This is a genomic window from Mesorhizobium sp. M4A.F.Ca.ET.050.02.1.1, assembly GCF_003997725.1.
In the GTDB taxonomy this organism is placed as follows: Bacteria; Pseudomonadota; Alphaproteobacteria; order Rhizobiales; family Rhizobiaceae; genus Mesorhizobium.
In genome coordinates this window covers 1-11070 of the sequence record NZ_RZSG01000132.1, presented here as the reverse complement: position 1 = coordinate 11070, position 11070 = coordinate 1, and the positions used below count along the sequence as shown (strand labels likewise).

Sequence of the window (11070 nt, the reverse complement as noted above, 5' to 3'; positions counted from 1 at the left end):
ATGAAAACCGACATCAAGGTCGAGGTGGAACGGCTGGCGGCCGATCCGCGCATAACCGACTATGATTTCTGGCGCTCGCTCAAGAACGTCAACAACGAGATCTTCCACATTGCCAACAACAACGAGCCGATCCCCTTCGACATGATCCGCTGGCGCGCCATCCTAAAGCAGGCGCGCCTGAAGCGCGGGCATTTCTGACTTATTGCCGATCCCCGGTCGCGGCCTCGAGCGGCGAGCGCGGCGCCACCGGCGACGACTGGATGATCGCCGTGTTGGTCATCGCATAAGGGATGATCCTGTCGATCACCCGTTCGAGCTCTGCCACCGAGCCGACATGCGCCAGCGCGATGAAGCAGTCCTCGCCGGTCACCCGGTCGCACTGCGCGATTTCCGGCAGCTCGCGGATGATGTCGGCGACGACGGCAAGCTGACCCGGCACCGGCCTGATGCGCAGCCATGCCGACAGTTTCATGCCGAGCGCGGCCGGATTGATCCTGACCGTGTAGGCCTCGATCACGCCGTTCTCCTGCAGCTTTCTGATCCGCTCCGCCACGCTCGGCGCCGACAGGCCGACGGCGCGCGCCAGTTCGGCCGTGCTGGTGCGCGCATCCTTTTCCAGCAGGCGCAGGAGCTTCAGGTCGGCGGCATCGAGGTCCGCGTTTTCGTTTCGAAGGCGTTTCAAGGAAATTTGCCTTTCTTTCGGAACAACTCGGTCGCATGACCCAGCGGTCATCCATATAAACCGCCCGATCTGCCTGCGATAGTGTCCGTATGAAAGATCAAGCGCAAGTCGCGGCGGCAAGCCCGGCCCTCGACACGCTGAACAGGGCCGGCCAGGGGGTTGCCGGTCCTGCCTTCTCTACCCTGGCGACCGCCCTGCCACCACATCTGTGGTTCGGCGTCAGCGCCGTGTTCCACTATCTCGGGCCGGCCTTCGCGGTGCTGCTTTTCGCCCAGGTCGGCGTGCTCGGCATGGCCTGGCTGCGCATCGCCACCGCCGCCCTCGTCTTCGCGCCGCTGACCCGGCCATGGAGGGTCTTCGCCCGCGCCGACCGGCCGACCCGGCTGTTGCTCGGCGCCTTCGGCGCCTGCCTGGCGGTGATGAACTGTTCCTTCTATCTCGCGCTCGACCGCCTGCCGATCTCGCTGGTCGCGGCGATCGAGTTTGTCGGCACCATCGGCGTCGCGCTCGTCGGCCTGCGCAGCCCGCGCAACCTCGCGGCGCTCGCCATCGCGGTGACCGGCACCTTGCTGTTGATCGACGTCAAATGGTCGAGCGACCCGGTCGGCCTGTTCTGGGCCTTCCTCAACGGCGCCCTGTTCGTCGGCTACATCGTGCTCGGCCACCGCGTTGCGGCGTCCGGCGCGGACGCCGGCATTGCCGGCCTCGGCGCTGCCATGGCGATCGCTTTCCTCGTCGTGCTGCCCGTCGGCTTCACCCAGGCGACGCCGGCCTTCTGGGCGCCGTCGCTGCTCATCGCCGCGATCGGCGTCGGCATCTGCTCCTCGGTCATCCCCTACATATGCGACCAGCTTGCCATGGCGCGGCTGCCGCGCGCGAGCTTCGCGCTGATGCTGTCGCTTTTGCCGCTCGACGCTGATCGGCATCATCGTGCTGCGGCAGGTTCCGAGCCCTGGCGATTGCCTCGGCATCGCCCTGGTGGTGGCCGGCGTCGCCTCGCACAAGCCGGCGCCGGAATGATCCACCAGAGGTGAGTGAAGCGGCGACCTACGGCGTCGGCCGGCGGACGCGACCTGCTCGCGACAAACATGGTCCCCCGGATGCGAAATGGACCATAAGCTTTTGAATAGGCCTATAGAAATTACGCACAAAGCAATCCAAGAATCGATTCCGTTTTTCGTGATGCATGCTGTAGCATGCCGGTGGAGACAGCCGTGGTTTGCGGCAGCGTCAGGCTTGGGTGGGGCATGCTGGCAAACAGGTTGGGGAAATGGCGCTCGCTCGGCCTGATGGTCCATTTCGCGGCTGAGCCGCTGACGGCGGCACGCAACGCGCATCGCGCTTTTGGCCCCTTCATTCAAGCCGAATACCCGCATTCGACCTCGGCACAGCCGCGCCGCGTCTTCATGATCGCCGATGCCGCGCTCTATCGCGCAATGCTTTCCGACACCGAGACCTGGCGCAACATCCAGATAAACGGGCGCGGCAAGCGGGGGCACGCTTCGCACCGGCTCTCCTATGGCATGACGCGACTGCGCGGCGAACGCCACGAGCACTACCGCAGACTGTTCGCGCCACCGCTTAAGCGTCCGGCGATCATGACAATGAGCCCGGAGATGGCACGCATCGCCGCTGACCAGGTTTCGTCCTGGCCAATCGGCAAACCCTTCTCACTGACCGATGCCGCCAAGACGATGGCCAAACACCTGGCGATCGGCCTGCTGTTCGGCGACGACCGGGCGCGCGCCATGCCGATCGCCGAGATGATCGCGCGGCAGATACGGGCGAGTTGGATCGTTCCGGGACCGGCCTTCTTCAGCTGGATACGGGAAGCCGAGGTACAGGAACGCGCCATCCTCGCCTGGGCGGAAGAAAAACGTGGCAACACCGATGCCCAGGACATCCTGTCCATCCTCGTCAACAACACCGACGAGGCCGGGCGACCGCCTTCGGTCGAGCTGATCGGCGGCATTATCAGCTTCGTCTTCGGCGCGGCCTATGACACTTGCCAGAATGCGCTCGCCTGGACGCTAATCCTGCTCAACCAGCATCCGGACGCAATGGCGGGCCTTGCCGCCGAGATCGACGCCGCGCTCGACGGAAAGCCGGCGACGATGGACCGGATCGGATCCTTGCCGCTGCTTGACGCCACCATCAAGGAAGCGATGCGGCTTTTTCCGCCGGTGCCGCTGATGATGCGCAAGGCAACGCGGGCAACGAGGCTTGGCGACGAACCCATCGCCAGGCATGAAGGGGTGCTGATCAGCGCGCTCACAATCAACCGCGATCCTTCGCTTTATCCGAATCCCGACAGTTTTCAGCCGGAGCGCTGGGCTTCGATCAAGCCATCGCCATTTCAGTACACCGTGTTCGGCGCTGGCAGCCATATGTGCCCCGGCGTTACCTTCGGCCTGCAGATGATGAAGATTGCGCTGGCGACCATCCTCTCGAAGCGTTCCGTGGAACTGGCGCCGGGAGCGCGCATTTCCTATCGCACGCGAGTTACGTTGGCGCCGATCGGCAATGTCCAGGTCATCATGCGCGAACGCGGCGGACCGGCGCTCTCGAGCCCGGCGCACGGGCGCTTCCGCGAACTCGTCTCGCTTCCCGCGACAGCATGAAAGGCCTCCCATGAGCGCACAGCAGACCATGGTCCGCATCTACGACCGGGTCATGAAAAGCAGCAAGCAGCGCCGCTACTATGGCGGCAGCGGCTTCTACAATTTCGGCTATTGGGCGACGGGCGCCGCGTCGCAGCGCGAAGCCAGCGAGGCGCTTGTCGACACGCTGCTGGCACGGCTCCCGGACAAGGGCGGCCGGATCCTCGACGTCGCCTGCGGGCTCGGCGCGTCGACCAGGCGTCTGCTCGCCTCCTACCCGCCGGAGGCGGTCACTGCCATCAACATCTCAGCCGCGCAGGTCGCGACGGCGCGCCAGAATGCCCCCGGCGCGACGGTGTTGCAGATGGACGCCGCCAAGCTTGCCTTTCCCGACGCGAGCTTCGACGCGGTGATCTGCGTCGAGGCCGCCTTCCACTTCGATACCCGCGCCGCCTTCCTCGCGGAAGCCTTGCGCGTGCTCAAGCCCGGCGGCGCGCTCGTGCTCTCCGACATCCTGTTTCGCGGTTTCACCGCTCCGGTCGCCGACCGCCTTGGCGTGCCGAAGGCCAATCTGGTCCCGGACATCGCTTCTTACCGGGCGCTCTTCGAGGCCGTCGGCTTTCAGGATGTCAGGGTCGAAGACAGGACTGACGACTGCCTCGGCGGCTTCCGCCGCAGCCTCGTCGCATGGCCGGCCTCGGAACGGGGCAAGGGCGCCATGAGCCTGAAGTCCAGCCTCGGCACCGCCCTCGTCTGCCGGTTGATTGCCGGCTATTTCGGCGCTGTCTCCAAGGCCTATCTCCTGGTCTCGGCACGAAAGCCCTGAGGCGAGGGCCAGTCCGGGACCTCATCACATTTTGGTCATTTCCGCGAATCCTGATGGCGCCGCCATAATTTGAAGGGAAGCTCAACCTGGCTTCGCCTGTCACGACGGTACCTGACGAGAAGGAACAACGCTTATGACCTTGTCCGCTCCGATCCTCGCAAGCGCGCTCGTGCTGGCCGGCGCGGCCCTCTTGGCGCTGCGCGCCGCAACGCTCACCGGCGGCCGAGTTGCGGTCAAGGTCAGAAGTAGGCGCCGGCCCTGCCGCGCAAAATCCGGCAACTGAGTGCCAAGACCGTGGGACGCGCAAGCGGCCGCTACCTGTGCGATCAGGATTTCGCCCGTGCCGGTCCATCAGGCCGTCACCTAGCGCAATAGGTGTGCCGTTCGCTGGCCGGCATCACCCGAACATCAACACACCTATTTCGGCAGCGTGTAGGCCATCACATAGTCGCCGGGCTTGGTGCCGACCGAACCATGGCCGCCGGCGACGATGACCAGGAACTGACGGCCGTCGCCGACCGTGTAGGTCATCGGCGTCGACTGGCCGCCGGCCGGCAGCCTGGCTTTCCAAAGCTGCCTGCCGGTGGTCAGGTCATAGGCGCGCAGATAGTCGTCGACCGCCGCTCCCAGGAAGGCTACGCCGCCGGCGGTGATCATCGGCCCGCCAATGCCGGGCACGCCGACCTTGAACGGCAGCGGCAGCGGTGTCATGTCGCGCACGGTGCCGTTGCGGTGCTTGTAGGCGATTTTGCCGGTCCTGAGATCGGCGCCGGCGACATAGCCCCATGGCGGCGCCTGGCAGGGAATGCCGAGCGGCGACAGGAACGGCCCCATCACCACCGCGTAAGGCGCGCCCTCGTTGCGGTTGAGCCCTTGCTCACTGCCGCGTCCTTCATCCGGCGGCGGCACCTGGTCGCGCGGAACGAGCTGCGATTTGAACGCCAGATAGGTCGGCATGCCGAACATCACTTGCCGAACCGGATCGACAGCGACGCCGCCCCAATTGAAGACGCCGAAATTGCCGGGATAGATCAGCGAACCCTGGACGGACGGCGGCGTGTAGCGGCCCTCATAGCGCAGGCCCCGCAATTCGATCCGGCAGGCCAGCTGGTCGAACATGGTGATGCCCCACATATCGGCGCCTGTCAGCGGCTTCGGATTGAAGGAAAGGTCCGATTCCGGCTGCGTCGGCGAGGTATGGTCACCCTCGATCGCGCCGCCAGGCGCCGGCACCTCCTTGACGGGAATGATCGGCTCGCCGCTGCGCCGGTTGAGCACATAGAGGTCGCCCTGCTTGGTTGGCCCGACCAGCGCCGGCACGACACCGCTCGAGGTGGTGATATCGACCAGCGTCGGCTGCGCCGGAACGTCCATGTCCCAAAGGTCATGATGCACGGTCTGCCGCACCCAGCGCACCTGCCCGCTGTTGAGGTCGAGCGCGGTGATCGAGGAGGAGAATTTCTCGACATTGGCCCTGCGCCCGGCGCCGAGCTGGTCCGGCGTCTGGTTGCCGAGCGGCACGTAGAGCAGGCCGAGCTTCTCGTCGGCGCTCGGCGTCGACCACATGTTGGGCGAGTTGTTGGTGTAGGTCTGGCCGGTCGGCAGCGGCGTCGTCTGGTCCGGATTGCCGGAATCCCAGTTCCACAGCAGCGCGCCGCTGTCGACGTCGAAGGCGCGGATGACGCCTGACGGTTCCTGCGTGGAATAATTGTCGTTGACCGCGCCGCCGACGATGATCTTGCCGCCGACGATGAGCGGCGCCGAGGTCGAATAGTAGTAGCCCGATTTCGGCTACGGCATGGTGGCGCGCAGGTTCAGCGTGCCGCCCTCCGCAAAGGAGGCACACACCTGCCCGTTCGCGGCGTCGAGCGCGATCAGCCGCGCGTCGGAGGTCGGCAGATAGACGCGCGCGGCGCATGGCTGGCCGGCGGCGATCTTGCCGTCGGCATAATAGGACACGCCGCGGCAGGTCTGGTGCTGCCGGTTGGGATCGAGCTTGATCTTCGGGTCGAAGCGCCATTTCTCCTTGCCGCTCGCCGCATCGATGGCGATGGCGAAATTATGCGGCGTGCAGATGAAGAGCGCGTCGCCGATCTTCAGCGGCGTCACCTGATAGGTCGTCTCGCCGATGTCGTCCGGACCCTTCACGTCGCCGGTGCGGTAGGTCCATGCCGGCTGCAGCGAAGCGACATTGTCCACGGTGATCTGGTTGAGCGGTGAAAAACGCTGGCCGTAGGGCGTGCGGCCGTAGAAGTGCCACTCGCCTTCCGGCACATTGCCGCCGAGATCTGCCGTCGGCGTCACCTTGTCGGCGTTAAGCTCGCCGGCAATGTCCCTGGGATCGGCGGTCATCGAATAGCCGGCCACGGCTAGCGAGGCCAGCACCGCCAGGATCAGCGGCGCGCGCCCGTCTGGACCGCTAAGCCCTCGCCTCGCCCATGGTGTCAAAAGCCACAGCGCCAGGAGCACGATGACGCCGCCGCGCGGGCCCAGATCCCACCAGTCGAAGCCCGCTTCCCAGACCGCCCAGCACAGCGTGCCGATCACGATCGCGGCATAGAGCCAGAGCGCAATGGAATTGCGCCTGAAGAGCAGCAAGGCGGTGATGAGGAAGGCAAGGCCGACGATCACGTAGTACCAGCTACCGCCCAGCACCGCCAACTGGATGCCGCCGCCGCCGAGAACCAGACCGATGAGAGCAAGGACCACAGCGGTGAGGATAGTTGCCACAACGACACTCCTTCATGCGCAGCAGACGGGCGATCGAAAACCGCTGTCACGAAGCACAACCGTAACGCGCCTTCGATTCTGTTTCATCTCGCCGCCGCAGTTTTCGGCCCCCCTGCGTGCGGTGTCAAATCAGCACGGCATAAAGTAAGCATCACCCCGGCCGCTCACGCCGACTTGACGAAGCCTGGCATCTGCCATTCTTCTGCCAGTTATTTGGCAATGCTATGCTTTGCCGATGAAAGCCGAGGCCGCCTTGCTGCTGGAACGGGCCCGTCACGCCTATGAGCAACGGGACTGGGCGGATGCGTTTGAGCTGTTGCGTGCAACGGACGATCTGGCACCGCTGGGCCCGGACGATCTGGAACGGCTGCTCTGGTCGGCCGCCATGCTCGACCGCGACCAGGACAGCCTGGCCGCCGGAGACCGTTTGTTCGAGACCTATGTCGAAGCCGGCCGCTACGACCGCGCAGCGTATTGGGCATTCTTCCGCGGCTTCCGGCTTCTGGCCTTGGGCGAGGAAGGCCACGCCAGCGCCTGCATCCAGCAGGCTCAGCGCTTGGCCGACGGCTTCGGCCGCGAATGCGCCGCGCATGGCTATTTGACGCTGCTGGCGGCCCAAAAGGAGCTCATGACGGGAAATGATCCGGCGGCGGAGCGGCTGGCCAGCCAGGCGCTGGCGATCGGCGAGCGCTGTTGCGACGTCGACCTCGTCGCCTTCGCCAGATGCTATCTCGGCCGCGCGCTTGTGCGGCAGGGCCGGATCGACGAAGGCATCGCCTCGCTCGACGAGGCCATGCTGCCGGCGGTCGACGGAAAACTTTCGCCCATCGTCACCGGCCTGATCTACTGCAACCTCATCGCAGCGTGCCGGCAGGTCTACGCGCTCGACCGCTCGCGCGAATGGACCGAGGCGCTATCGAACTGGTGCGGCGCGCAGCCGCAGCTCGTCCAGTTCAACGGCGTCTGCCTTTTGCACCGCGCCGAGATCATGGAACTGAACGGCGCCTGGCAGGATGCAATCACGGAGGCCCGCCGCGCGACGACGTCATTGGCCCATACCACCGCCAGCGAGGCGGCGGCCGGAGCGGCCTATCAGGAGGCCGAAATCCATCGTCTGCGTGGCGAATTCGCCGCCGCCGAGGACCTTTACCGCACCGCCAGTCGGCTCGGGCTCGAACCGCAGCCCGGCATGGCGCTGCTGCGGCTGGCGCAGGGCCGGGCCGAACAGGCTGCGGCAACCCTTCGCCGCGTGCTCGCCACGACCAAGGCTCCACTCGGCCGCGCCCGCCTGCTGCCGGCGCGGGTAGAGATCATGATCGCAGCCGGCGCAATCGAGGAGGCACGCGACGCCTGCCAGGAGCTGGAAGCGATCGCCACCCGTTTCGCGACCGACATCCTGGCGGCGATGGCCTCGCAGGCGAGAGGCGAGATCGACTTGCACGAAGGCAGCGCCGCGACCGCGCTCGGCCATTTCCGCGCCGCGCTGACGACCTGGCAGCGTGCCGGCGCTCCCTATCTCGAGGCGCGGCTGCGCGTGCTTGCAGGGCAGGCCTGCCGCATGCTTGGCGACGAAGACGGCACCGAGCTCGAATTCGATGCCGCCCGCGCCGTTTTCGCCACGCTTGGCGCCGCGCCGGAACTTGCCCGCGTCACGGCTCTGGTCGGGCCGGCCAGTTCGCGCCCGCACGGCCTGACCGGGCGCGAGATCGAAGTCCTTGGCCTGGTCGCCACCGGCAGGACCAACAGGTCGATAGCGACCGAGCTCGGCCTCAGCGAAAAGACCATCGACCGGCATCTCAGCAACATCTTCGACAAGCTGGCGGTCAACTCGCGCGCCGCCGCGACAGCCTACGCCTTTCAGAACGGGCTCATCTGACCCAGAAAAACATCTGACCTGAGGGCATGGGGGAAAATCCCCATCGCATTTTCTTCCGCCGTGAGGTGTCTCCCCGAAGCGCCGCCGCGCCGTTCCGCTATTTCTGGTCCATGACTGACGAACCAAATGGAGCGATCATGACCCCGACTTCGACATCCGGACCGGCCACGATGCAGGGAATGCGCGGCCGTCACAACATTCGCATCGCCGAGACCAGGACACGCGCCGGCACGCTGCTGGAACCGGGAGCGGCCTTCATGCATCTGGAGGCCGATGCGCTGCGGGCAACCGGCAGCGATATGCCATCAGGCGACGAAACGCGGCCTGCTCTCAGGGAAGAACATGTCGACGTCGTGGTCATCGGCGCCGGCCAGAATGGCCTTTCCGTTGGCTATCACCTCGCCCGCAAGGGGGTGAAGTTCGTCATTCTCGAGGGGCGCGAACGCGTCGGCGACATCTGGCGCTCGCGTTGGGATTCGCTGCGCCTGTTCACGCCGGCGCGCTTCGACGGTCTGATCGGCATGCCCTTCCCCGCTGCCCGCTATTCATTCCCGACCAAGGACGAGATGGCCGACTATCTCGAGGCCTATGCGCGGAGGTTTGCCTTGCCGGTGCGCACCGGCGTCAAGGTCGACGAAGTAACCCGCTCCGGCAAGCTCTACATCGTCACGGCCGGCCAGACCCGCTACATCGCCAGGCACGTCGTCGCCGCGGCCTCGAGCTACCAGAAGCCGAAGGTCCCGGATTTCGCGGCGTCGCTCGATCCGTCAATCCGGCAACTGTCCTCGAGCGCCTACAAGAATCCCGTGCAGCTCAATCCGGGCAGCGTGCTTTTGGTTGGCGCCAGCAATTCCGGCGCTGAAATAGCCATGGATCTCGCGCGCACGCACCAGGTCTGGCTGTCGGGCCGCCACCCAGGCCACATCCCGGTCGCCTACAATGGCTCTTTCGCGATGCGCGCGGTCCTTCCGTTCGTCTTCCGCATCGTTTTCCACCGTCTGCTTACGGTCGACATGCCGATGGGCCGCAAGGCGAAGCCGGGGCATCTTTCTCATGGCCTGCCGCTGATCCGGGTCAAGCCGCAGGATCTGGACGGCGCCGGCGTCCGCCGGGTCGCCCGCGTCGCCGGTGCCCGCAACGGCAAGCCGCTGCTCGACGACGGCCAGCTTCTAGACGTTTCGAACATCATCTGGTGCACCGGGTTCCGGGCCGGGCTCGATTGGATCAAGCTGCCGATCTTCGACGACAGCGGCCGGGTCAAGCAATATCGCGGTGCCATCGAAGGCGAGCCGGGACTGTATGTCTGCGGCCTGCATTTCCAGCATTCGCCCTCCTCCACCATGATCCATGGCGCGGCGCGCGATGCCGGCTACGTGGCCGACAAGATCGGCGAGCGCATGCGGGCAGCCGCCGGATAAGGCACGACAAGGATTTGAGGCAATTGCCGAGGCCGAAGAGACACCGCGCTCGGCAAATCCTGTCGCTAACCAGAACAAAACGGAGACACTTCTGGTCTTTCGCTGCCGAATCACTACATTCGGGGGCAATGTCCGGGTTTTCGGAAGACATGCCCTTCTTTGACGAACCGAATGCGCGGCCCACAGCAGCCCCGTCCGGCATAGCTGCGCGCGCCATGGCCGCCCGCAGCGGCCAAAACAGCGCGCCCGATTATCTGAAGGGGCTGAATCCCGAGCAGCGGCTGGCTGTCGAGACAACCGAAGGCCCTGTTCTGGTGCTGGCCGGCGCCGGCACCGGCAAGACGCGCGTGCTCACCACGCGCATCGCTCACATCCTCGCCACCGGCAAGACCTTCCCCTCGCAGATCCTTGCCGTCACCTTCACCAACAAGGCCGCGCGCGAGATGAAGCAGCGCATCGGCCATCTGATCGGCGAAGGCAGTGTCGAGGGCATGCCCTGGCTCGGCACCTTCCACTCGATCGGCGTCAAGCTGTTGCGTCGCCATGCCGAGCTTGCCGGTCTCAAATCCGATTTCACCATCCTCGACACCGACGACGTGGTGCGTCTGATCAAGCAGCTCATCCAGGCCGAGGGGCTGGACGACAAACGCTGGCCCGCCAAGCAGTTCGCCCAGATGATCGACGGCTGGAAGAACAAAGGGCTCGGCCCCGCCGACATCCCCGAGGGCGACGCCCGCAGCTTCGCCAACGGCAAGGGCCGCGAACTCTACAAGGCCTATCAGGAGCGGCTGCAGACCCTGAACGCCTGCGATTTCGGCGACCTGCTCTGCCACCCGATCCGCATCTTCCGCGCCTATCCGGACGTGCTGAAGGACTACCACAAGCGCTTCAAATACATTCTCGTCGACGAATACCAGGACACCAACACGGCCCAATAC

The 11070-nt window shown here is 65.5% G+C and carries 8 protein-coding genes and 2 pseudogenes; 8 read left to right on the top strand and 2 right to left on the bottom strand.

Features of this window, described 5'->3' with window-relative positions; genetic code table 11:
- Positions 1 to 198: a hypothetical protein gene (locus EOA33_RS11910; protein WP_126053941.1), complete on the top strand. Its 198-nt coding sequence runs from the start codon at positions 1 to 3 to the stop codon at positions 196 to 198.
- Between the two features lies 1 nt (position 199).
- On the opposite strand, the gene EOA33_RS11905 is transcribed toward EOA33_RS11910, so the two are convergent.
- A complete protein-coding gene (locus EOA33_RS11905; protein ID WP_127405703.1) occupies positions 200 to 682 on the bottom strand; it encodes an Lrp/AsnC family transcriptional regulator in 483 nt (160 codons plus the stop codon).
- Positions 683 to 771: 89 nt separating this feature from the next.
- Between EOA33_RS11905 and EOA33_RS11900 the strand changes: the two are divergent.
- From EOA33_RS11900 to EOA33_RS38970, 4 genes and pseudogenes are all read left to right on the top strand, one after another.
- Positions 772 to 1702: pseudogene (locus EOA33_RS11900) on the top strand (DMT family transporter).
- Between the two features lie 176 nt (positions 1703 to 1878).
- Entirely contained in the window at positions 1879 to 3303 is a 1425-nt protein-coding gene (locus EOA33_RS11895) for a cytochrome P450 (protein WP_127405702.1), read from the top strand.
- A gap of 10 nt (positions 3304 to 3313) precedes the next feature.
- Complete coding sequence (locus EOA33_RS11890; RefSeq protein WP_127405701.1) at positions 3314 to 4108, top strand: class I SAM-dependent methyltransferase; 795 nt, start codon at positions 3314 to 3316, stop codon at positions 4106 to 4108.
- A 133-nt stretch (positions 4109 to 4241) separates the two neighbouring features.
- Positions 4242 to 4391, top strand: a complete 150-nt coding sequence (locus tag EOA33_RS38970) for a hypothetical protein (protein WP_189363146.1) — start codon at positions 4242 to 4244, stop codon at positions 4389 to 4391.
- 134 nt (positions 4392 to 4525) lie between these two features.
- Here EOA33_RS38970 and EOA33_RS11885 read toward each other — a convergent pair.
- Positions 4526 to 6838 (bottom strand): annotated as a pseudogene (locus EOA33_RS11885) (glucose/quinate/shikimate family membrane-bound PQQ-dependent dehydrogenase).
- Positions 6839 to 7073: 235 nt separating this feature from the next.
- On the opposite strand from EOA33_RS11885, the gene EOA33_RS11880 reads away from it, so the two are divergent.
- From EOA33_RS11880 to EOA33_RS11870, 3 genes are all read left to right on the top strand, one after another.
- Positions 7074 to 8714, top strand: coding sequence for a helix-turn-helix transcriptional regulator (locus EOA33_RS11880; RefSeq protein ID WP_126053935.1), 1641 nt, complete (start codon positions 7074 to 7076; stop codon positions 8712 to 8714).
- 137 nt (positions 8715 to 8851) lie between these two features.
- Positions 8852 to 10132 carry an FAD-dependent oxidoreductase gene (locus EOA33_RS11875; protein ID WP_245482310.1) on the top strand — a complete coding sequence of 427 codons (1281 nt, stop codon included), beginning with the start codon at positions 8852 to 8854 and terminating at the stop codon, positions 10130 to 10132.
- 128 nt (positions 10133 to 10260) lie between these two features.
- Positions 10261 to 11070 (top strand): UvrD-helicase domain-containing protein (locus EOA33_RS11870; protein ID WP_145989118.1); only part of this gene is annotated, 810 nt, incomplete at its 3' end.

Coding starts and splice junctions, on each gene's coding strand:
- EOA33_RS11880 (WP_126053935.1), top strand. CDS start 7,074: ATGAAAGCCGAGGCCGCCTTGCTGCTGGAACGGGCCCGTCACGCCTAT.
- EOA33_RS38970 (WP_189363146.1), top strand. CDS start 4,242: ATGACCTTGTCCGCTCCGATCCTCGCAAGCGCGCTCGTGCTGGCCGGC.
- EOA33_RS11895 (WP_127405702.1), top strand. CDS start 1,879: ATGCCGGTGGAGACAGCCGTGGTTTGCGGCAGCGTCAGGCTTGGGTGG.
- EOA33_RS11875 (WP_245482310.1), top strand. CDS start 8,852: ATGACCCCGACTTCGACATCCGGACCGGCCACGATGCAGGGAATGCGC.
- EOA33_RS11890 (WP_127405701.1), top strand. CDS start 3,314: ATGAGCGCACAGCAGACCATGGTCCGCATCTACGACCGGGTCATGAAA.
- EOA33_RS11910 (WP_126053941.1), top strand. CDS start 1: ATGAAAACCGACATCAAGGTCGAGGTGGAACGGCTGGCGGCCGATCCG.